The sequence below is a fragment of the Flagellimonas amphidinii genome (assembly GCF_013090115.1).
Taxonomy (GTDB): Bacteria; Bacteroidota; Bacteroidia; order Flavobacteriales; family Flavobacteriaceae; genus Flagellimonas; species Flagellimonas amphidinii.
On the sequence record NZ_JABFNN010000041.1, the window covers coordinates 87029 to 110718 of the forward strand.

15 protein-coding genes are annotated in these 23690 nt (G+C 40.2%); 9 read left to right on the top strand and 6 right to left on the bottom strand.

What is annotated here, in order from left to right; all coding sequences use genetic code 11:
* Together HJC33_RS15755 and HJC33_RS15760 are read left to right on the top strand one after the other, a co-directional pair.
* Positions 1-1116 (top strand): glycoside hydrolase family 88/105 protein, encoded by a 1116-nt coding sequence (locus HJC33_RS15755; protein WP_171659809.1) that lies wholly within the window; start codon positions 1-3, stop codon positions 1114-1116.
* A gap of 20 nt (positions 1117-1136) precedes the next feature.
* A complete protein-coding gene (locus HJC33_RS15760; protein WP_216366719.1) occupies positions 1137-2927 on the top strand; it encodes a prolyl oligopeptidase family serine peptidase in 1791 nt (596 codons plus the stop codon).
* Between the two features lie 47 nt (positions 2928-2974).
* Here HJC33_RS15760 and HJC33_RS15765 read toward each other — a convergent pair whose 3' ends face one another.
* The 6 genes from HJC33_RS15765 to HJC33_RS15790 all read right to left on the bottom strand — a co-directional run bounded on the left by HJC33_RS15765 (position 2975) and on the right by HJC33_RS15790 (position 11486).
* Complete coding sequence (locus tag HJC33_RS15765; protein ID WP_246245584.1) at positions 2975-3943, bottom strand: nucleoside hydrolase; 969 nt, start codon at positions 3941-3943, stop codon at positions 2975-2977.
* 143 nt (positions 3944-4086) lie between these two features.
* Positions 4087-5484 (bottom strand): purine-cytosine permease family protein, encoded by a 1398-nt coding sequence (locus tag HJC33_RS15770; RefSeq protein ID WP_171659810.1) that lies wholly within the window; start codon positions 5482-5484, stop codon positions 4087-4089.
* 14 nt (positions 5485-5498) lie between these two features.
* The gene (locus tag HJC33_RS15775; protein WP_171659811.1) at positions 5499-6644 is read right to left on the bottom strand and encodes an alpha-hydroxy acid oxidase; all 1146 of its coding nucleotides are present in this window, start codon (positions 6642-6644) and stop codon (positions 5499-5501) included.
* 2 nt (positions 6645-6646) lie between these two features.
* Complete coding sequence (locus HJC33_RS15780; protein ID WP_171659812.1) at positions 6647-8020, bottom strand: FGGY-family carbohydrate kinase; 1374 nt, start codon at positions 8018-8020, stop codon at positions 6647-6649.
* Positions 8021-8031: 11 nt separating this feature from the next.
* Entirely contained in the window at positions 8032-9312 is a 1281-nt protein-coding gene (locus HJC33_RS15785; protein ID WP_171659813.1) for a sugar isomerase, read from the bottom strand.
* Between the two features lie 77 nt (positions 9313-9389).
* Positions 9390-11486 carry a bifunctional aldolase/short-chain dehydrogenase gene (locus HJC33_RS15790; RefSeq protein WP_171659814.1) on the bottom strand — a complete coding sequence of 699 codons (2097 nt, stop codon included), beginning with the start codon at positions 11484-11486 and terminating at the stop codon, positions 9390-9392.
* Positions 11487-11854: 368 nt separating this feature from the next.
* Between HJC33_RS15790 and HJC33_RS15795 the strand changes: the two genes are divergently transcribed.
* From HJC33_RS15795 to HJC33_RS15825, 7 genes are all read left to right on the top strand, one after another.
* The gene (locus tag HJC33_RS15795; RefSeq protein ID WP_171659815.1) at positions 11855-12418 is read left to right on the top strand and encodes an RNA polymerase sigma-70 factor; all 564 of its coding nucleotides are present in this window, start codon (positions 11855-11857) and stop codon (positions 12416-12418) included.
* 108 nt (positions 12419-12526) lie between these two features.
* A complete protein-coding gene (locus tag HJC33_RS15800; protein ID WP_171659816.1) occupies positions 12527-13474 on the top strand; it encodes a FecR family protein in 948 nt (315 codons plus the stop codon).
* Positions 13475-13594: 120 nt separating this feature from the next.
* Positions 13595-17038, top strand: coding sequence for a SusC/RagA family TonB-linked outer membrane protein (locus HJC33_RS15805; protein ID WP_171659817.1), 3444 nt, complete (start codon positions 13595-13597; stop codon positions 17036-17038).
* 17 nt (positions 17039-17055) lie between these two features.
* Positions 17056-18474 (top strand): RagB/SusD family nutrient uptake outer membrane protein, encoded by a 1419-nt coding sequence (locus HJC33_RS15810; RefSeq protein WP_171659818.1) that lies wholly within the window; start codon positions 17056-17058, stop codon positions 18472-18474.
* Positions 18475-18517: 43 nt separating this feature from the next.
* The gene (locus tag HJC33_RS15815; RefSeq protein ID WP_171659819.1) at positions 18518-19444 is read left to right on the top strand and encodes a glycerophosphodiester phosphodiesterase family protein; all 927 of its coding nucleotides are present in this window, start codon (positions 18518-18520) and stop codon (positions 19442-19444) included.
* Between the two features lie 10 nt (positions 19445-19454).
* Complete coding sequence (locus HJC33_RS15820; RefSeq protein ID WP_171659820.1) at positions 19455-20714, top strand: ComEC/Rec2 family competence protein; 1260 nt, start codon at positions 19455-19457, stop codon at positions 20712-20714.
* 679 nt (positions 20715-21393) lie between these two features.
* Positions 21394-23690 (top strand): DUF8202 domain-containing protein (locus tag HJC33_RS15825; RefSeq protein ID WP_470295086.1); only part of this gene is annotated, 2297 nt, incomplete at its 3' end.

The window sequence follows — 23690 nt, forward strand, 5'->3', positions numbered from 1 at the left end:
ATGAGACAATTAATATTTGTACTTCTTTTTTGTTCAACCTTACCAATAGTAAGCTCACAAGAAATTGATAAAAAAGACGTGCTGAACACAATGATATTAGCCAACGATTATTTTATGAATAAATGGCAAGATGTGGGCAAGACCATCATCACTAACAAAGAGCGACCCAGCAATATTTGGACGCGTGGTGTGTACTATGAAGGATTGATGGCATTGTACAGCATATGGCCCAAAGAAGAATATTATGCCTATGCCCTAGATTGGGCCAATTTTCACAAATGGGGATTTAGGTACGACACGGCCAATAGAAATGCCGATGATTATTGTGCTGCCCAGACCTATATTGACCTTTACAAATTGGAGCCACAACCCCACAAGTTGAGAAAGACCAAGGCAACAATGAATATGCTCCTTAACACTCCTCAATTGGATGATTGGTCATGGATCGATGCCATACAAATGGGTATGCCGGTTTTTGCAAAAATGGGCGTATTGGAATCTGACGAACGTTATTTTGAAAAAATGTACCAAATGTACATGTACACTCGAAACCAACATGGCGACAATGGACTATACAATCCAGTGGACGGACTCTGGTGGCGCGATGCTGATTTTGACCCGCCCTACACCGAACCAAATGGTGAAGATTGTTATTGGAGTCGTGGAAACGGCTGGGTCATTGGAGCCTTGGCAAAAACTTTGTCAATAATTCCAGCTAATGCACTATATCGTGAACAATATATTTCCGATCTAAAAAGCATGGCGGAAGCTCTTGCAAAAATCCAACGAAAAGATGGTTTTTGGAACGTAAGCCTACATGACCCCAAAAATTATGGAGGAAAAGAGACTTCGGGAACGGCCCTCTTTACATACGCCATGGCCTATGGGGTGAACAATGATATCTTGGATAGGGATATCTATTTACCAATTATACAAAAGGCTTGGAATGCCATGGTAAAAGAGGCCTTGCATGAAAACGGATTTTTAGGATATTTGCAATCGACAGGAAAAGAACCCAAGGACGGGCAACCGCTTTCGTATGACAAGATTCCCGATTTTGAAGACTACGGTCTGGGTTGTTTTTTATTGGCAGGATGTGAAGTTTATAAACTATAGAATTCATCTAAATATTTCAATTGATTAAAAAACTGTTACTTTTTACAATATTGTCAGTTCCAATACTGGCTTTGGCCCAAAATTCCATTAAGCTTTGGCCCAATGGTACGCCTAGTACTAAAAATGACAAAAATTATATTGAGGAAACCCAATATGATACCATGGGCAATATTCGGGGGTATAGCAAAATCAGTGAAGCTGTTCTTACAGTCTTTCCTGCACCGCAAGAAATAGCAAATGGCACTTCGGTGGTCATTTGTCCTGGGGGCGGTTATTCCCATCTGGCCATAAATAAAGAAGGGTATAAAGTGGCCCGTTGGTTGAACTCGTTGGGCATAACTGCTTTTGTGCTTAAATACAGAATGCCCAGTGATAAGGTAATGAAAAACAAGACCATCGGTCCGCTACAAGATGTGCAAGAAGCCGTTCGAATGGTCAGGGCCCATTCCGACACTTATACCATCTCCCCTGACAAAATCGGCATTCTGGGCTTTTCCGCAGGGGGTCATCTAGCATCTACCTTGAGTACCCATTTTAATGATACCGTGTATTCCAGTAGCTATGACGTGAGTGCGCGCCCCGATTTTTCCATTCTTATTTACCCTGTGGTGACCCTAAAAGACGATTATACCCATCAAGGTTCCAAAAAAAACCTACTGGGGGAGTATCCTTCCGAAGCGGACATCAAAAAATTTTCCAACGAACTACAGGTCTCCAAAGATACTCCGGCCACTTTTTTAGTACATGCCACAGACGATAGGGCCGTTCCAGTTGAAAATAGCATTCAATACTATCATGCTTTAAAAGATAATGGGGTAAAGGCTGAACTTCACTTATATGAAGATGGCGGTCACGGGTTTGGTTTGGGAACCCAAGGAACCCACACAGAATGGCCCAAAGCCTGTGAAAATTGGTTGAAACAGCACAATTTCATCCAAAAAAAAGAGGCGTATCTATTCTCTTATTTTAAAGATAATGGACAGGATGGGCTGCATTTGGCCTACAGTTTGGACGGTCTAAAATGGAAAAGTCTGAATAACGACAAATCCTTTTTGCGACCCATTGTGGGTAAGGACAGCCTTATGCGCGACCCTTGTATCATACGTGGTCCCAAAGGACTGTTCCATATGGTCTGGACGGTAAGTTGGACCGATAAGGGCATAGGATACGCACATTCCAAAGACTTGGTGAACTGGAGCGAACAAAAATTTATTCCCGTCATGGAAAAATTTGAAGGAACCCGGAACACATGGGCTCCTGAAATTACCTATGACCCAAAGAGCCATGAGTATTTGATTTATTGGGCCTCTACCATTACGGGAAAATTTCCCGAGACACAATCCAAAATGGACAACGGCTACAACCACCGGATGTACTACACCAAAACAAAGGATTTTAAAACTTTTGCGCCCACTAAGCTATTTTATGAGCCAGGCTTTAACGTTATAGATGCCACTTTGCAGCAACTCGAAGACGGCTATGTAATGTTTTTAAAGGACGAAACCAGGGAACCTCCACAAAAAAATATAAGGACAGCGTTTGCTGAGAAAGCAGAAGGGCCTTATTCTGAGGCAAGTGCGCCAATCACTGGAGATTATTGGGCCGAGGGGCCTACGGCCATTAAAATAGGCAACCGATGGCTGGTCTATTTTGATAAGTATAGAAACCATAACTACGGGGCGGTAGCTTCAAAAGACCTGAAACATTGGGAGGATATTTCCGATACGGTTTCCTTTCCCAAGGGATTTCGGCACGGAACGGTATTTAAGGTATCAGAATCATTTCTACTGCAACTGCAGACCAAAAAATAACGTATTTCCCTTAAGGTTATTTGCTGAACCTATGTCTATAAAATCTCTTATTTTTTTGTATTGAACAATGCCAGTTTTGCAACGAAATCCTCAAACATTAGCCTAACATCCAATTGGTTATAGACTCTGATATTTCGTCCTTCGACATTCTCTTCATAACGTCCTTTTTCATTGATTCTGGGAACGGGCTTTATCACATATTTACTGGATGATGGGTCAACTTCCCATGAAGACTGAAGTGCAGTCAATAACACCAACGGGTTGTCACCAAGCACATAAGCTTCGCCCAACCTTCGTTTTGCCCTCATCATTAAATCGTCCAGCTTTTCAACAAGATATGCTCCTGTGGCCCCTTTGTCCTTTATTTTATATAGTATCTCGGCATAAGACACCAATGCCTGTCTATAGGCATCCCGTGTTACCTGCCAAATGGGTATTTCCGAATGGTTGAAAATTATCTGGCTTGCCTTAATGTCGATTCCCGTATTGTATTCTGTCCTAACCTTTCCTGGAGGTGGAAATGCTAGTCCCTTATATTCTTCTCCCCCAATCCAAACCAAGGTGATGCGCTCAGCAATTTTTGGCTCCATCAAATAGGCACTGGCAATATTGGTCAATCCAGCACCACAAACCACATAGAGTGGTATTTTTGTGTTTTCTCGCATGGCTTCCCTAACTATTATTTTGGCCCCTTCAGATTCAATTGGTGTTCCTAAATCCTTTAAATCAAAATTTGCACCTTCATAAACCTTAAAATCTTCAGACATCTGCATCACTTGCAATAACTCATCAACAAGCGTACATGCATAGGTTGCCGTACCTGGAGAACCATAAAATCCACTTTTATAATGCTTGGATCCAATAATTGCTTCAATAATAACGCTAGGTGACAACAAATGATGGGCCAATTGAAACAATCCATCCGGATCTCCTCCAAAATCATTATCTATGATAACACGAACCCTTTTGTCTACTGTACCATAAAAATCTGAATAGTCTTGAGCCCGGGAATTCATCCCTATTGAGATAAAAAATCCCAACAAAAATATTTTGGTGCCATATGTCATTTTACCTATTAGCTTCAAATTTAATTTCCTTGCTCCTGAACGCATAATTTACAAAATAGCCCCTCTATTTCACTTATCCCAATCATACAATGCTATTTCTTTTTGGCCAGCACCAAAAACAAAGCCCCACAAAGCAACCAAGCTGGCAATGTTAGAAAAGAAAGAAACACATCATACTGAACAGAGATAAAATAGCAGGCACCAAAACTTACCGCCCAAGCTAAAAATACCGATAAATTAAATTTAATATTGACCTTTTCGGCATAGTCGATAATGATTCCCACCTTGTTGCCAAAGAAATGCTGGAATACGATTATGGCACCTACTGGAGCCAAAATAAATCCGTAAAGAGCAACAAAGTCTAGAAGTTTCATCGCAAAAGCTGGGAAAATACCGGCTATAGTAGCTACGGTTCCAGCCAAAATGGTAACCCAAAAAGTAGATGCTTTGGGAAATATGGCCTGAAATGCAAGACCTGCCCTATATATGGTAGGGTTCGCGGTTGTCCATCCAGCTAAAATCACAACGATTATCCCAAAAACTCCAATAGCATTGTTGGCCAAAGGCCCGGGTGCCACGGTAGGAGCCTCTCCATTTGACAAAAGTGATTGGGCTTCTGGAGATTTTAGATAAACCGCATATAGCAAAGCAGCAGCGATCCAAGCCATAAAATGACCTACATACATTCCCGCTGCGGTTGTCCAGCCAGAACTTGCTTTTTTGGCAAACCTAAAAACCGATAGGTCCGACATTCCAATATGCATAGCTGCATTTGCAAACCAAGACCAGATTGCCACATGCCAGAATGTGTATTTTATCTGTCCGGGAAAGGGCTCGCTGCCTTCTCCCCAGATATTCCAAAAATCGGAAAAACTATTTACCTCAAGTTGATTAAGGGCCACAATGCCACTAAGCAAAAAACCCAGTACTATGATAGGTGCCATCCAGTTGGCGGCTTTTGATACCGTTTCATAGCCCTTAGCGGCAATTAATGAGATTACGGTACCCAAACACAGCACAATAATTACCCAAGTGATACCATTGGGCATGGTATCGGTAAGTTTTGGCATTTCCATATTAAAGGGGATGCCCACAGCGGTTGCGGAAACAGTAATCATAGAACCTGCCAAAAAACAGAACAGTACCCCATTGGCCAGGTTATAGCCTGTCACCAACTTTTTACCTACTATTTTCTCTAATTGGTAATAAAGTGTCAATCGATACTTAACTGCAATTTCAGCAGTTAAAAAACGCCAGCTCAACACGGCCATAAGATTGCCCAAAAGCAGTCCGGCTATTAAATCAAATGCGCTAACACCGGTCGTCAAAAACAAAGGGCCAATAACAAACTCTGTTCCGGCAGCATGCTCCCCAGCATACATGCCCAAAAAGCTTTTCCAGCTCTTTAGTTTTGATTGTGGCACGGGAACTCTTTCAAACTCACCACCAGATAGTTGTTCTATGTCTTCTTCTATATTGTATTGACTCATAAGCTATTGGTTGTTTACATCAAATGTTGGTGCAAGTCTTCTATTTTTTCGCAACAAAGTTGATCCATGACTTGTTTTAGTTGGGTTTTCAGCATACCAATGGTGTGGTCGCCCCCTTTTTTTTCCAAGGCTCCAACCCCATACATAAAGGAGCGTCCCATAAATGTAAATTCGGCTCCACAGGCAATTGATCGGGCAATATCTGGTCCAGACCGCATACCGCTGTCCATCATTATATTGATTTTTCCGTTGTATTTTTTTTTGATTCGTTGGGTTGGGACAATGGTAGATTCTCCTGCATCGAGTTGACGCCCTCCATGGTTGGAGACGATAATACCATCAAGGCCTAATTTTATGGCTTCTTCGGTATCTTCTTCTGAGGCGACCCCTTTGAGCACCAATTTGCCTTTCCATTTATCACGAATGGGTTTTATCCTTTCTGCATTTAACCGCCCCGAAAAAGTTTTGTCCATAAAGGCCCCCAATTGTTTTAGGTTTAAACCTTCGGGCGTGTATGGTTTAAGGGTTTCAAATGTTGGGATACCGTATTTTAATGTGTTAAAAGCCCATTTCGGCCTCCCCAAAATCTGAAGGATATTCTCCATTGTCATTTTCGGGGGTAACGCCAAACCATTACGGAAATCCCTTGGGCGATACCCAAATGTGGGAACATCACAGAGCAACACCAAAACTTGGCATTCGGCGGCGGCGGCCCGTTCAATAATATCGTTTCGCACTTCGTCCTCGGCGGGGTTGTACAATTGAAACCAAAATTTACCTTCGGTCAGTTCACTTGCCCGTTCAATATCCATTGTGGTCACAGTACTCAAAACAAAGGGAATGTTATGTTCAAATGCTGCTCTTGCAAGTATTTCTGGTGAATTGGGCCACATGAGGCCTTGTAGGCCGACCGGAGCAATGCCAAAGGGGGCATCGTATTCATGTCCAAATAGCTTCGTCTTTAATGATGAGTTCGAAAATTCCCGGATATATCGAGGTTTAAGAATGACTTTTCTAATATCATCCGTATTTCGTTTTAGATTAATATCTTCATTGCAACCGCCATCCAAGTATTCAAAGGCAAAACGCGGCATTTTTTTCATGGCCCTGTTTCGCAAGTCATCCATTGATGGGTATCGGGTATCAAAATTCTGCCGCATAATCAATTCACTATTAGGGGTTGGTGCTTTTTAAGGGCATAATTGTTTTTTAAAAATTTGGAGTCCAATTCTACATTGGAGATGACCAAAGCCGCTCCAAGGGCGGAACCCAAGGAGGCATCGGTAGTCTTGATTTTTATATTATCGAGCCCTAATGACAAAAATTCTATAAAGACAGGATTGTTGGCAAAACCACCATCAATGAACAAATGCTTAATTTTTTTTGCCCCAATGGCCATTTTGATGCTTTGAATTTGTAACTGCACCAATTCATAGACCAACTGGTGAAAAGCTTCTTCGTACGAGTCAAAAGTATAATTGGTCTTTTGTGGCATATTTGGGGCATCTAAACTGTTCCATCGGAACTTATTTTCAAAGTTCACCAGTATTTTGGTGTATAGCTTATGGTCAAAAGCAACCTGTTTATGATAGTCTTCCGGCTTATTGTATTTAAGGGCAAGCTCAGCTATTTTTTCGTTGTATTCATTGCCCAGAAAAAGGCGGGATGCCTTTACTGGCGCACCATTGATTCGCATATAATTGATGGCGTTGGCAGCCACGTCTTCATAGCTTAGTACACCATCGGAAAAGGGGTTTAAAGCAATGCTCCAAGTTCCTGTGGAAAGCAGTAAAAAATCCTTTTTAATACTTCGCACATAGGGCAACAAGGCAGAAGAACTATCATGAATGCCAACACCTATTTTTATCGTTCTCCCATTATAGGTCATGTTAATACTGGTCTCGGTAGATACTACTGAGGGCATTATTTTGTGCAGGCCTTCCTTATAGACCCATTTATGATAATCTTGTTTAGTATAATCCCACAAAGCCGTGTGGCTTCCAATACTGGTATAATCACTGACCTTTATTCCTGTAAAAACATAGCTGAGGTATTGTGGAAGGTGAAGTGAACAATTTATTTTTGAGAAAAGCTTGGGCTTCGTGTATTTTAACCAATACAGTTGCATACCAGAGTTCAACATCCCTGAATTTAAACTTCCGGTCGTTCTTGAAAACTCGTCTTCAGGCCCATAGGAATCATAAAATTGTGAGATGATATCCGACTGCATTTCCTTGGTATAATTGTATAATGGGGCAACCACCTGCCCTTTGTCATCCAAATGTACAAGGCTGGCCCCATAGGAGGAAAAGTTAATTGCGGTTACCTTGTACTGGGTCGAAGTTAAAATTGAATGGAACACCTTTTTCATCCAATCATGGAGTGCAATTATGTTTTCCGTTGGGTGCCCATCTTCGTCCTCTATCTGCTCCAAACGGGTATAATCGCGGTAGACCTCTTTAAAGTCCTTGTCAAAAAGAAAGAATTTCTTATTGGTCTTTCCTATATCAAATATTGCGATTACTTCTTTGCCCATTATATAGTGGTTTATAACCCTGAGGCAACGGAATTTTTGCCCCTTTCTTTGACCAACTGGGCCCTAATGTCCAATTCCCGGTAACTTTTTAATGGATTGATTGCACCTCCGGCCTGTAGTCTGGCCCTTTCCAATAGAGGGCGTACATCGGTACGATAGGCATTTTGCAAAATTTCTTGGCAGGCCACCACATCGTGTTTTTGTTGGGCCTGCTTAAGGGCATCTTGATCGACCAAAAGTGCCTTGGCATAGGCCTCTAAAATGGCTTCAAGGGATTGTATCAAGTCTTCCAACGGATCTTTTATGTTGTGACTGGCATCGATCATCCAAGCAGGATAAGGGTTTTGGGGATTGTTTTCCATACCGTATACCAACTCATTGAAAATCAAAAATAAAGCATAGGGTTTAATACTTCCAACCGTTAGGTCATCATCGCCATATTTGCTATCGTTAAAATGAAACCCGCCCAATTTACCTTTGTACATAAGGGTTGCCACAATCTGCTCAATATTGGTGTTAGGCAAGTGGTGGCCTAGATCGACCAAGGTATAGGCTTTTTCACCACAGGCATTGGCCAACATGAACGAAGTGCCCCAGTCTTGTATCACCGTACTGTAAAAATTGGGCTCGTAGGGCTTATACTCAATGAGCATTTTCCAATCATCGGATAATTCGGCGTAAATTTTCTTTAGACTGTCCTCCGTGTTTTCAAGGGCTTTTTGAAAATTGGATTGCCCGGGAAAATTGGCGCCATCTGCCAGCCATACCGTTAAACTTTTTGACCCCAATTGTTCCCCAATCCTGATGACGTCAATATTATGTTGTACAGCCTGCTCACGCGATTCTTGTGATGTATTGCACAACGAACCAAACTTATAACTATGCTCATTGTTCGCTTGGTCTTGAAAGGTGTTGGAGTTAACCGCATCAAACACCAATCCATGGAGTTTGGCCCTTTCTTTTATAGTATTGTAATCTTGTGGAATATCCCAAGGAATGTGCAATGAAACAGCACCTGCGGCTTTTGTGAGGTTGTGCAATATACCGACATCGTCCAATTTTTGCTCTAGAGTTGCAGGTTCCCCGTAAAAGGAAAAACGTCCAAATCGGGTGCCTCCCGCACCAAGGGCCCAACTGGGAACAGCCACTTGAAATTCTGCGAGCTGATCAACAATTTCTATGACATTTATTCCTTTTTTTTCAAGGGAATAAGCCAAAAAATCATACCCTCGATTGTGGGAATCGAGCAGTTGTTGATTTTCCTGGGCAATCTGTTCTTTATCAATTATCATTTGGTATTACGTATAGATTAAACCCTACGGAAGAACCCCAGGATATTGATTAAGTTATAAAAAACAACTGAAATCGGTTATCGTACAAAGGCATTAGCGATTCCTCCATCAACATTGATGATGTTTCCAGTACTTTTGTCAAGTATGGCAACAAGGGCAAAAACCCCATTTGCTATATCCTTTGGTTGAATGATTTTATTCAATAGGTTCCTTTTTGCATAGTGGGCTGGCAACTCTTCAACAGTAATACCATATGCCTTAGCTCGGCCTTCTGCCCATTCGCCTTCCCATATTTTACTTCCAACGATAACACCATCAGGATTTACGGTATTGACCCTAATATTATGACTTCCCAATTCGGCGGCCAATAATCGAACCATGTGTTGCTGGGCCGCTTTTGCCGTACCATAACCAACATTGTTGGGCCCAGAAACTAGTCCATTCTTACTAGCGATACTGATAAGGTCACCGCCCAAACCTTGTTTTTGTAATAGGGCAACAGCTTGTTTTGACAATTCGAACTGGCCCCTCACCAATACGTTTTGGAGAATATCCCAATCTTTTTCTGTGGTATCACCCAAAGGTTTTGAAATTGCCAAACCAGCACTATGTACCACAATATCTATTCCTCCAAATTCCAAACAGGCTGTTTTATAGGCTTCTGCGATAGATTCGGCAGATGTTACATCACAAACCGCATAAGTAGCAACATCTTTTCCGTAGGTGTTTGCCGCTGCTTTCAGTCTATCTTCCACAATATCGGTCAAGACCACATTGGCTCCTTCATCTGCCAACTTATCTGCAATAGCTTTTCCAATGCCTCCGCCGCCGCCCGTTATTAGGGCTACTTTTCTTGAAAGTGGTTTTTCTTTGGGCATCCGTTGAAGTTTGGCCTCTTCCAACAACCAATATTCAATATCAAATGCCTCTTGCCGTGGCAATGAAGTGTATTCCGTAATCGCTTCGGCACCACGCATGACATTAATGGCATTTATGTAAAACTCACTTGCAACACGTGCAGTTTGTTTATTTTTTGCAAAACTGAACATTCCCAAACCTGGATAAATAATTATTACTGGGTTTGAGTCTCGCATTGCGGGACTATTGCTCCTTTTGCATGACTCATAGTACTCTTGGTATTCTTTTCGGTACTGTTCAAAAGCAGGGTTCAACCTTTCCAAAAGCTTTTCAGTATCACTCAAATCTTCAGATGTGGACAAATCCAAGACCAAAGGTTGTATTTTGGTTCTTAAAAAGTGGTCTGGACAAGATGTTCCCATAGGTGCCAATCGTCTCAAATCATTGCTGTTGATGTACTGCATGACTATATCCGTATCGGTGAAATGGCCAATCATTCGATTTTCTGAAGAACACAGACCTCGAAGCATGGGCATCAACTGTGCTGCTTTTTCTTTTCTTTCCGCAGCAGGCAACGATTCTATTTTTTGACCTCCAAAAATATTCCCTTTTTCCTCGATTTTCTTGGCGATGTATTCCGAGGCCATTTCAATAACCTCCAAGCTGTTCACATAACATTCATATGAAGTGTCGCCCCAAGTAAATAGTCCGTGGCTTCCAAGAACAATTCCTCTGATTCCAGGATTTTCATTTAGGCATTTTTCCAGTTGAAGGCCCAAGTCAAACCCAGGTCTTTGCCACGGCACCCAACCCATGGTATCCCCCCAAATTTCTTTGGTCACCTTTTCACTGTCTTTTGCCGCAGCCACAGCTATCAGTGCATCTGGGTGCAAATGATCTATATGTTTAAAGGGCAATAATCCGTGCAAGGGCGTATCAATTGATGGCGCCCTGCTGTCCAAATCATATACACAATGATTGAAGAGACCTACCATACGGTCTTCATCGTGCAAACCTTCATATACATTTTTCAGGTTCCTAAGTCTTTCAGTATAAAGACCTGCAATGCCAGCCCTTGTTAGAGTTCCAATGTCACCGCCAGATCCTTTTATCCACATAACCTCTGCCTCCTCATTGGTCAAAGGGTCGCGCTCAATGGTTTTGCAACTAGTATTGCCACCTCCATAGTTGGTAATTCTTAAATCGGAACCTAATATATTAGAACGATATAGGAATAATGCCACTTGATCATCTCCCAATTCTTTGGCATTAGTTTCGTTCCATAGATAATCTACATGCTTAAAAGTAGTTGTCATGAAATATTGTTAATGTACTTGATTTCTAATTATGTATAGTATAGGAATGTAAAAATATGTAATCAATATATTGTCACTGTCCTGTGCTATGCTGTAATAATCACGTGAAAATTTGAATAGGTTCAAATTTGAAGCGTTAATGCAAGAAATCGAGAAATACTTTTCGACATAGTTTATTTCTCCGCAAGTCTACGTATATAAAAAAGGAAAAGTTCTAATAAAGGTTTTTAATACCTCATGTTGTTTTTCTTAATCAGATTACTTTGGTCGATTAAGGAAAAGTTATGTTTTGGTTTTTCATCAAAAAATAAATCCTTTTTTTAGTTTCTTTGATTAAAACCAATTGACAAACATCTCATTATCAAACCTTGGGTGAAGTTGACTACAAACTACTGTTGAAGGAGTTAAAAAACTCAAATGAAGCTGCCTTTAAAAATCTCTTCCAGGACTATTGCCCTAAGGTCAAATCTTTTCTCATCTCAGTTAATCTAAAAAAGGATTTGGAAGATGTAATACAAGAGACCTTTATCACCGTCTGGAACAAAAGAGAAACTATAGACCTTGAAAAATCTTTTGATTCGTATCTCTTCACCATTGCAAAAAACTATGCTTTAAAAACATTGCGCAAACAGGTTTTTGTTGAACTTCAAACACCAGAAATCAAAATTGAGGAAGATTCTCAAAATCCTGAAAACGGACTAGACCTCGCATTTTACAACAAGACCATAAGTTCCTCTCTGGACAGACTTCCTCCAAAATCAAAAGAGGTTTTTAAAATGAGACGATACGAGGGAATGTCCACAAAACAAGTTGCTGAAAAGTTGGGAATTGCACCCAAAACTGTTGAAAATTACATGAATACCGCTTTGTCCAAGCTCAGAAAAGACCTGGAACATTTAACTCCATTGATAGTTTTCTTTTTGCTCCCGTAAACCTTTTTACAAAAAGGAAAAGATTTCGTAATGTTTTCATAACGTAATCTGATAGGGTGTTTTTCCCTGTTCATGGATATACCCAATGTTCAAGTTGATATTTAGCATATGACATCCATCAGGGAAATTTGGAGCAAGTATAATAAAGGAAAAGCTTCTATAGAGGAGAAAAAAAAGCTACTGCAGGCCATAGACAATAATGATCAAGAGCTGGATCAAATCTTATCTGAAAAATGGAGCTCTGCCCAGCCCGGTAATGAAGACACAGAGGGACAACATAAGTTATGGGATAACATAGCTGTTCAACTAAGGGCCAAAAACCAAAAAAAGAAACATTTCTATCGCTATGGAATTGCTGCCGGAATCGCAATTCTTGTCTCTCTATTCTTATTGCTGAAAACCTACAACAATCCCATAATGAAAGTGGAAGTTGCCTCTGGAGAAAAAGTGAAGGAAATAATGCTTCCTGATGGCTCCAAAGTTTGGATAGATCATGGTTCAGGTATTTCATACCCCAAAACGTTTACATCTGAAGCTCGGAACATTAAACTTAACGGACATGCCTTTTTTGAGGTCGCCAAAAATCCTGAAAAACCTTTTCTTATAAAGACAGAAGGAATGGAAGTCAAGGTTTTGGGAACCTCTTTTGATGTTTATAATTTCAAGAATGAACCACAAAGTGTATCAGTAAGAACGGGTAAAGTAGAAGTTTTGCACACAAGGTCCAACTCCAAAATATATCTTGAAAAAAATGAAAAGACCTTTTATGATCCATTTCAAGAAACCCTCATCAAAGTTCCTGTAGATTCTGAAATAGCAATTGCTTGGAGAAATAATGTCCTGCATTTTGAAAACATTCCATTGTATCAGGCCATCAGACAAATTGAACGTAAATATGATGTCAACATCAATTGTTCCGACTCCACTTTATTACTTAAAAAAATAAGGGCTGTTTATAAAAATGAACCTCTTGATACTGTCTTGAGCGACATAACTTTTGTGACCAGTTCCACATACACCAATATGAAAAATGAAATAATCCTTAAATCCAACTGATGCCAATGACAAACTAAAAAAGACCTCAAACTAAAAAAAAGGGTTGAAACCAGTGCAATGGCCCAACCCAGATTATAAAGAAATTTACTTAAGCAACTAAATCTCTCTAATTACAAACATATGAAAACCACTATTGATGGCAAACCACGACAAGCCATTTTTAAACTCTACATATGCATACTACTGTTCAATATCTCACTAAGTGCCCAAGCAAACAACTTTTTGGACACCGAAATAAGTATTGAGGTATACGAACAAACTGTAGACAGAATACTGAAGGAAATAGAAAACGAGACATCCTTCTCATTCCGGTATGCTGATGATATTATGCAAGATCAACGAAAGTTTTCCATTGCATACAAGAACACTTTATTAAAAACCATACTTAACGATCTTAGTGAAAAAGCAGGATTGGAGTATAAAATATCTGGCAATTATATTTCCGTTAAAAGATCCCAAGAAAAATGGAAGCTAAAGGGCAGTGTCATAGACAAACAAAACACGCCAATTCCAGGTGCCAATGTATCCATAAAGAACAGTGCAGTTGGTACCATTTCTGATTTTGATGGAAAGTTTGAACTAGAAGTTTCCCCTGGTGACATTCTTGTTTTTTCCTATATAGGTTTTACAACACAGGAAGTATCCATTACAAATCAGCAAGAACTTACGGTCAGTTTAAATGAAAATGTGGACCAGCTTCAAGAAGTAATTGTATATGGTTATGGTACCGGAACCAAGGAAAAATTCAATGGGGCCGTATCAAAGGTAGATTCAGAAAAATTAAATAATTTTTCCTCTGCAAACTTTGAACAAGCCTTGGCAGGCAATGTGGCTGGGGTTCAAGTAGTAGGTAACGGAAAAAATCCTGGAGAAAATTCAGTAATTCAAATCCGTGGATTGAACACCTTAACGGCAGGGACGAATCCTTTGATCGTTGTTGACGGAAATCCACTTACGGAAGGTTCTTCTTTTAGTTCAATCAGTAATCAAGACATAGCATCCATTAATATTCTTAAGGATGCAGCTTCTGCTGCCATTTATGGATCTAGGGCATCTAACGGAGTTATTTTGATCACAACAAAAAAAGGAAAACAAGGAGACCTTAAAGTTACTTACGACACTTACTATGGTTTTCAAAATCGCATCGACAATTTTGAATTGGCAGATGCCTACGATACTGCACTTTTTGACCTTGACGCCCGTAATTTTGGTTATATATCCGGTGGAACTGGAAGGAGCATCGCAGACGACAATGCTACTAGGGATGCCAATGGCGGAGGTAAACGTAGTAGAGTGCAACCATTTTTACAAGATTATGTTAATGGACAAACTGGTTTAACAAATACCGATTGGACAGATGCCGTATTTAGAACAGCACACCAACAAAATCACTATATAAATCTAAGTGGTGGCACTGAAAAAACGGATTATTCTGTATCCTTTGGATATTTAGACCAAGAAAACATCATTATAAGTTCAGATTACAAGCGGTACACGACCAATTTACAGCTGAACACACAAATAAGTGACCGAGTGCGATTTGGAATTACTTCCAATATCTCCTTGGTAAACTCCAATCCAACTGGGAAAAGAGGTTGGTCCTCCCATGACGCAAGGACAAACAATCAACCAGACCCGGCTTATGCTGTTGTCTTGATGCATCCCTATTACCCTATTTATAATGCAGATGGTTCTTTTGCCATTGCCAATCAGATTGACGATAACAATGACAACTGGGATGGTCCAATTTCAGAAAATGTGGTTGCCAAGGCAGAATTGACCAACTTTTTTGAGCGCCGACTCAGAGTTTTTGGAAACACCTATCTAGAAGCTGACATCTACGATGGTTTACGGTTTAAAACTTCCTTTGGAGGTGATTACAATACCATTTTCAGTGAATTCTTTGCCCCTTCGAACATAGGGAATTACAGAACCCCCGTGGCCAACAATTTAGCTGTGGCTTTTGAGAACAATAACAGAAGGGAAAATTATATCACGGAAAATTTATTGACCTATAATAAAACCTTCGGCAAACATACCATTGACGCACTATTCGGTTTTAGTTATCAACAGGAAAGTCGTTTCAATACCAGATTGGAGAGTAATAATTTTGCAGATGATAACCTTAGAAATATTGCAGGTGCTACTAATCCTTCCTCTCAAGTACAAAGAAGAAAATGGGCCTTAACATCTTACTTCAGCAGATTGCAATATGATTATGATGGGAAATATTCAATATCTGGTTCTTTAAGAAGAGACGGTTCTTCAAGATTTGGGGCCAATACCAAGTTCGGTAATTTCGCTTCCCTTTCAGGTGGCTGGGTATTGAGCAATGAAGCTTTCTTTCCTGATAACAAGCTTGTAAGCTTTGCCAAATTAAGAGCAAGTTGGGGACAGACCGGAAACAACCAAATTGGTGATTTTGCTGCAATAGCATTGGTGGAACCTGACAATTACGTAATTGACAATCAATTGGTTTCTGGATCTTACACTAGCACTTCTCCAAATCCAAATCTTTCATGGGAAACCAATACAGCATTAAATTTAGGGGTTGACTTAGGATTCTTGGACAACAAACTGTTTTTGACCGCCGAGTATTACAATTCCAAAACAACAGACCTTTTATTAGATGTTCCAGTACCTCAACAATCCGGTTTTGAAGAGTCATTACAAAACATCGGGGAATTGGAAAACAGAGGTTTTGAATTTGAGTTACGGGGTAGCAACTTCCAAGTAGGAGAGTTAAATATTGGATTCAACGCCAACCTAACCACCAATAAAAATGAAATCTTGGCCCTTGGTGATGGACAGGAACAAATTATTGATAGTAGGGGTGGCATGGGTTTCTTGACCAAAGTAGGTGGAAGTATTGCCGAATTTTATGCCTATGATATTATAGGAGTATACCGTTCCCAAGCGCAACTGGATGCTGAGACCATTACTCCGCTATCTGGAACAGAAGTAGGTGACTACGTGGTTAGAGATGTAGATGGTGATGGAGAAATAACTCCTGATGACAGAACTACCCTAGGGCAATACAATCCAAAGTTCACTTACGGTTTTGGAATCAGTTTAAATTACAAAGGCTTTGACCTTAATGCCCAATTTAATGGTATTGAGGGCAGAAAAGTGACAGATAACATGCTTTACGATGCAGAAAGCGGTGAAGGTTTTTTTGTGCCAACTAAATATTATGTGGACAATTATTTTAACGACAGAAATCCTGATGGATTTTTTAGAAGACCAGATTTCTCAAGTTTCTCTTCAGCGGGTAGATTGACCAGAGCCTCTAGCCTATCTGTTTATGATGCAGATTACTTCAGATTACGAAGTATTCAATTGGGGTATAATTTCCAATCAAATATTACGGATTATTTAGGGGTTGACGCACTTAGACTTTACATGACGGGAAACAATATTTTCAACATCACGAATTATAGAGGGTACAATTCCGATGGTATTACGGCAACAAGTAACGAGGCCCAGACATTGACAAGAGGTTTCATTAATTCTACGAGTCCTTTAACTCGATTTGTGGCCCTTGGATTAAACGTGAAATTTTAAATCTAAAGATTCATAAAATGAAATTCTATAAATATATATTTCTTATCACAGTAGTTTCACTGGGCTTTATCTCTTGTGAAGACGAATTGGATATTCTCCCTATTACGGAAAAATCTGCGAACAGCTTCTTTTCCAACGAGGCAGAAATTGAAAGTGCAATTGCAGGGGTCTATGGACAATTGCAAAATGGAGGTTTGTATGGTCTAGATTTGATTGGCGTTGGTGAAATCTCAGGAGAAGATTCCTTTGAAGAAATTGCCGCTAACGATGGTGGCCGTTTTGGACAATTGGACGATTTTTCCACCAATGCTGGAAATGATTTGGTGGGTGACATTTGGGAGCAATCTTACAGAGGTATTCAACGTGCCAATGTGGTGTTGAACAGAATTACGGATATTGAGTTCGAAGATGCATCAGTAAAAACCAATAGAATTGGGGAAATGAAGTTCGTGCGCGCCCTATTGTACTTCAATTTGGTACGTCTCTATGGGGATGTTCCTTTGGTGGTTGAAGAAACCGCAAGCCCTTTTGATTACTTTGGACAAGGAAGGACCCCTGCTGATCAAGTCTATACACAAATTGAAACCGATCTTTTGGATGCCATTCAAGATTTGCCATCTACAAAATCTCCTGCAAGACCTGCAGAAGGTGCGGCCCGTGCCCTACTTGCTGATGTACAATTGACCCAAGGTAATTTTACAGGAGCCCTTACCAACTTGGAAACTGTGGTAAACTCTGGGGAATATGAGCTCATGCCTACTACTGCCGAAGTTTTTGGAGTAGCCAATGAAGGAAATGCCGAGATTTTATTCGAAGTACAATTTGCAAGTGGATTCAATGCTGATGGAAACATTGAGGGAAGTCCAGCTGGATCACAATTTAGACCTTCGGGAACAACAGCAAATGCAAAGGGGCATAATTTACCTACACAGGCATTTATTGATTCCTTTGAAGCTGGTGATACTAGACTCGATGATTATGTTGCTGTAGATCCAGATGCCAATCCATTCTATTTCTCTTTAAAATATGAAGTTTCCTCAACAGGTGCCAACGATGGTGGCAGCGATCATCTTATAATTCGCTATGCAGATGTACTTTTAAAATATGCCGAGGCCTTGAACGAAAATGGAAGAACGGGAGATGCTATCACCCAATTGAATGCAGTTAGAGCCAGAGCGGGATTGGGTGCTACATCAGCAACATCAGAAGAAGAAGTAAGAACGGCAATTCGCCAAGAACGCCGCTTTGAATTAATGGGCGAAGGACATCGCTGGTTTGACCTTAAACGATATGGAACAGCTATTGAAGTTATGAATGCTTTCTTTGAAAGCACCGGGGCAACAACAAGAATTGACCAAAACAATTTACTGCTGCCTGTTCCTCAAAGTCAGATAGATACAGACCCAGATTTCATTATACAAAATCCAGGATATTAATCTAAAAGGGGCATGGAAAACCATGCCCCTTACTTTATAATTTATGAAAACACTTCTATACAAGTTGAGTATTTGTTGCATACTGTTCATTTCCTATCAAGGACAATCGCAGCAGCTTGAAAACACTGCAGGAAAAGTCATTTCTGTTAATGACATGATCAACAATCTTAAGGATTCCTCAAATGACCAAATAATTGTTGTGGCACATAGGGGAGACTGGAGAAATGCTCCTGAAAATTCTCTCCAGGCTATAAAAAATTGCATCGCCTTGGGAGTGGATATGGTAGAAATTGATGTTAGGGAAACCAAAGATGGCCAACTTGTTTTAATGCACGACAAAACCATTGATAGGACCACCACAGGAAAAGGAAAAGTAGCTGAACTCACATGGAAATACCTACAAACATTACAATTACGCGATGGCATTGGTCACGAAACTCCACATAAAATCCCAACATTGGAAGATGCCTTGGAAGTGGCCAAAGGAAAAATTTTGGTAAACCTGGATAAAAGCTATGACATTTTTGATAAATGTTTTGAAATCGTCAAAAAGACAGGCACCCAAAATCAAGTGGTCATTAAAGGAGCAATTCCTTATAAACAGGTAAAAAAAGAGTTTGGAACCTATTTGGACAAGGTTTTCTTTATGCCCATTGTACGCTTGAAAAACAAAGGCTCCAAAGTAATTGTCAATGAATATTTGGATAACCTAAATCCAGTAGCATTTGAATTTACGGTCCCACAAGATACCCTAGAGATGATTTCCCAATTTGATGACATTAGAGCCAAAGGTTCTTCGGTTTGGGTCAACTCTCTTTGGCCCTACCACAATGGTGGGCATGATGATGAAAAAGCCGCATTGGATCCAACTGTATATGATTGGTACATCGAGAACCATATTGATATCATTCAAACGGACAGGCCCAAATTGCTAATTGACTACTTAAGAAAAAAAGGCTTGCACAAATAGAGTTCATACCATGAAATCGATAACATATCTTACTTCTTCTCTTGCCCTATTTGTATGTATTGCTTTAATGCTTGCAGCTTCGGTTCATGATTCAAAAAGTTCTGAAGCTGAAAAGAAAGACCCAACAACTTTACAAAAGCTTAAAAAATGGGAAGAAGGTTATTTGGACATTCATCATATCAATACAGGAAGTGGCGATGCCTGTTTTATGATCCTGCCAGATGGGACCACCTTATTATTCGATGCCGGTGCATTAAACAAACAAGAGTTTGAGGAAAGGGCTGCACCTCTTAAAGCAACTTCTCCTGTTCCAAATGATTCTTTGCCAACCGCCCATTGGATAGCCAACTACATTCAAAAAACGCATCCTAATGGCGCTGATGCCAATATCGACTATGCTTTAGTATCTCACTTTCATGGTGATCATTATGGAAGTTTAGTTGCCTTGGGCAATGCTGTTCCCATCAAAAAGGTCATCGACAGAAACTATCCAGAATATGATTTTCCAGTTGACTTAAGAAAACATCATTTGGAAAATAAAACCTTTCAAGACTACTTGGCATTTCTAGCAAAAGATGAAATAACTGCAGAAAGTTTAAAGGTTGGCCAAAGCAATCAAATACAATTGATGAAGAATCCAATCGCATATCCAAATTTTTCAATCACCAATGTAAAAGCAAATGCCGCTATTTGGACCGGTATGGGTGAAAGCACCCAAGAACATTTTACAAAAGAACAAATACTGAACCACTATAATGGCAAATACAATGAAAACCCCTTGAGTTTGGCCATTAAAATCAGCTATGGAAGCTTCGATTATTTTACCGGAGGTGACAACACAGGGCTGCAAGGTTTCGGTTTGCCCAAATGGTTTGATGTTGAAACCCCAATTGCCAAAGCTGTTGGAAAAGTAGAAGCATTAACACTCAACCATCATGGCAATAGGGACGCAACCAATCTATTTTTTGTAAACAAGCTAGATCCTAAAGTGGTGATACAACAATTATGGTGTTCGGATCACCCTGGGCAGGAAGTTTACCAACGTTTAATTCACCAGAATGACTCTATGGAAAAGCGGGAAATTTTTTCTACCAATATGCATCCAGAGACTTTGGTCACCTACGGCCCATGGTTCGCAAAAAACTATAAAAGTACCCAAGGACATATTTTAATACGAATCTATCCAAAAGGAAAAGAGTATGAGGTCATAATTATTAATGAAGAAACTTTTAGAGTAAAAAAAGTATATGGCCCATATAGTTCTCAATGAGTGTATTTGTAAATTTTCATAATTAGTTTAATTTGTTTTGCGTTAGTTTTATGCCTAAAAGCGCGGTCCTTTTGACTGCGCTTTTTTTGTTATGTCCCTTATTTAAAAATCACACAAAACTAACCACCAAACCATATTGCCCATTCGTTAGATGAAACAGGGCATCCATTAGGTAAACACTAAATAAATCGAATGAACATTCTATGTTTGTAGTGCAAGTACGTGTTGGCATATTGAGAATTAAATCAATTCAACACGATTATATATAGTAATGCACTTTTAGGCTGTTGGTCATAAAGTGTTTAGTTTAGTTGAGGTTTCCATTACGCCAAGGAATTAATCACATTCCTTGGTGGTAATGGGTTTTTTAAGACATTCTTCAAAAAGTATTCCCTTTATTTTATTCCTGATATCTACAAGAGTCGTTTTTAACAGCTCTTTCTTTTAAATTAATGAATCCCCGATTTTTCTAAAAATTGTATTGGAAAAATAAACTCAAAAATAGTCGATTCTTCTCTTTTGAGATTTTCTAACGTTGATCCATTTATGCTTTTCGTCAATTCTAGTCCCGCATAGGTTAATTACCCTTAACAGATATAAAATCAGGGCAGTACTTTAATTCTTTGTTAACATGAATCATGTGTTCATCCCAAAGTTCTCATAAAAAAACCTACTGCTTATGATTGGATTTTTACATTTTCAACTACATCAACAAGACAGACAAAAATATCTGAAGAACTTGTTGCACTTTGTCATAACACTCCTTGTTTTCTTATGTTCTGGAATCCAACTGAGAGCACAGCAATTGGACACTTGGTTCACGGCAGATAGGGCTGTGAATTCTGCCCCCTTGCCAAGCCCGGGCAGTATTCACCTTTTTACACCTTATGCCCCTGCTGATGGTACTACGGTCACCACCTGGTATGATTTTATAGATTTCACCCCACAAGATGCGCTATCCCATCCTGCGCCAGCTGATTATCCTTTACCTCCTCCAGCTGGATTTGATTACCCTTTTCCAAACAGTGTTTTCCCCTTGTTTCTTTCACCAACAGGATCTATTCCGGGACAGCCCATCTTGGAAAGAAATGAAATGAATTTCAATCCTGTGGTTAGGTTCGATGGAAGTGGAAACGGACAGGCACTTCATTTCGACTCAGATTCCCGAAACGACGTAACCGTAATTGTGGTTTTTAGGGCAGCTGGTGCAGGAACCACCGCAGAAACCCAACGCCTCCTTTTTGGGGGGGATGTAGACACACACCATTTAAGTTTCAATCCTGACGATATTACAACAAACCTATCACTGGGCGTATCAGCTGGAGATCGATTTTCCATAGGTAGAACTTGGTCAGGTGATGGAGGTACTGGTTACTTTCAGGGTGGTGGCATCAATTTATTAAGAAAACCAACCATCGGTCTCTTTCAAAGAACCGCAGGCGCAGATCAAGAAACTTTTTTAACCCATGTAAATGGGGTTCAGGATATCAGCACCACGCGTAATCATCCTTTGGCAGACAATTCACTTTTCTTCTTTAATCGTTTAGGAAAACATTTTAACAGTAATGACTCCGCTCGTAACCTTACAGGGGATATTTCTGAAGTTATGCTTCTTGATGGTGCTATTCCTCCTACAGCAGTACAAGTGGCAGAAAGTTATCTTGCTATTAAATATGGTATTACCTTATCCAATGGTCCTACCTTGGGTAGTGAAGATGGAAATACCAACTATAATTATGTAGCTGCAGATGGAACTGTAATATGGACTGCTGAATCTACATACATATATGATATTGCAGGGATTGGGGCTGATAGGTATGAAGATTTTGATGCTGGATTGCCTGGAACTACTGGTGATCTCAAACTACGTTTCAATTTACATCAACGTATCTCTAAGAGTGAAAACCCCGAGGCCATTGTCACCATGTCCACAAATACGGATTTCATTCAAGATAACCTAGATACCAGTAGAACAGAAGTTGATAATGGCACTTCTGTATTTTCTTACTTACATAACTATCTTATGTGGGCTAGTGATAGACAGCCAATCACCGAAGTAACAACTGAGTTGCCCCCGGCACTACCACAAATTACATCAAGAATAGAAAGGGAATGGAGGGTTCAAATGGACAACTCCCCAGGGTTGACTCCAATAGGCGGTGTTAGTGTCCGAATCAATCTCACAGGATCAACCATAATCAACAATGGTGATTGTGCACTCCATCTGATGATTGACACTGATAATGATGGGGATTTCACAACCGGTCCCATCACCTTGCTACAAGCAACAAGTATTGATGCTTTTGGCAATGTTTATTTTGATGGGGTGGATTTTGCACATCAAAACGTATTTACAGTAGGTTTTGGGGACATTGAAGATCCTACAGCCTCAAATCCAGACCCTTTAGTAGTATGTGATACAGCTCCTGCTCCAGACCCTTTGGTTGTTGATGATGAGGCAGACAATTGCGCCGTGGATTCTGTCACACACATAAGCGATGTTTCAGATGGCTTAACCAATCCAGAAACCATTACCCGAACCTATAGAATAACAGATACTTCTGGAAACTTTATAGATGTTCAGCAAACAATAGAAGTATATACCTCTCCAAATGCAGGAACCAGTAATACTATTTCCATATGCCAAGGAGATACAACCACAATAGACCTCTTTGGAGAACTTTCGGGATCACCCGACACGGGCGGTACATGGACCGATGTGAACAACCTCCTCGGCGGCGGTGCTAATGCCCCTATAGCCGATGCAACCGCGGCAGCCATGAATTTTTCTGGTGCGGCCTCCGGAACTTATATTTTCAATTATACCATAACACCAACAGCTCCTTCACCTTGCCCTGCGGATTCTGCAACTGTGACCGTCATAATAGTAAATCAACCAGATGCGGGGACAAACGGAACGCTCACCATCTGTACGGGGGACACCCTTACCGATGCACAGCTGTTCGCAGCTCTTGG

Bases quoted from the DNA above. Each gene is read 5' to 3' on its own strand.
- HJC33_RS15755 (WP_171659809.1), top strand. From the start codon at position 1: ATGAGACAATTAATATTTGTACTTCTTTTTTGTTCAACCTTACCAATA.
- HJC33_RS15765 (WP_246245584.1), bottom strand. From the start codon at position 3,943: ATGAATTCCCGGGCTCAAGACTATTCAGATTTTTATGGTACAGTAGAC.
- HJC33_RS15770 (WP_171659810.1), bottom strand. From the start codon at position 5,484: ATGAGTCAATACAATATAGAAGAAGACATAGAACAACTATCTGGTGGT.
- HJC33_RS15775 (WP_171659811.1), bottom strand. From the start codon at position 6,644: ATGCGGCAGAATTTTGATACCCGATACCCATCAATGGATGACTTGCGA.
- HJC33_RS15780 (WP_171659812.1), bottom strand. From the start codon at position 8,020: ATGGGCAAAGAAGTAATCGCAATATTTGATATAGGAAAGACCAATAAG.
- HJC33_RS15785 (WP_171659813.1), bottom strand. From the start codon at position 9,312: ATGATAATTGATAAAGAACAGATTGCCCAGGAAAATCAACAACTGCTC.
- HJC33_RS15790 (WP_171659814.1), bottom strand. From the start codon at position 11,486: ATGACAACTACTTTTAAGCATGTAGATTATCTATGGAACGAAACTAAT.
- HJC33_RS15800 (WP_171659816.1), top strand. From the start codon at position 12,527: ATGACATCCATCAGGGAAATTTGGAGCAAGTATAATAAAGGAAAAGCT.
- HJC33_RS15805 (WP_171659817.1), top strand. From the start codon at position 13,595: ATGAAAACCACTATTGATGGCAAACCACGACAAGCCATTTTTAAACTC.
- HJC33_RS15810 (WP_171659818.1), top strand. From the start codon at position 17,056: ATGAAATTCTATAAATATATATTTCTTATCACAGTAGTTTCACTGGGC.
- HJC33_RS15815 (WP_171659819.1), top strand. From the start codon at position 18,518: ATGAAAACACTTCTATACAAGTTGAGTATTTGTTGCATACTGTTCATT.
- HJC33_RS15820 (WP_171659820.1), top strand. From the start codon at position 19,455: ATGAAATCGATAACATATCTTACTTCTTCTCTTGCCCTATTTGTATGT.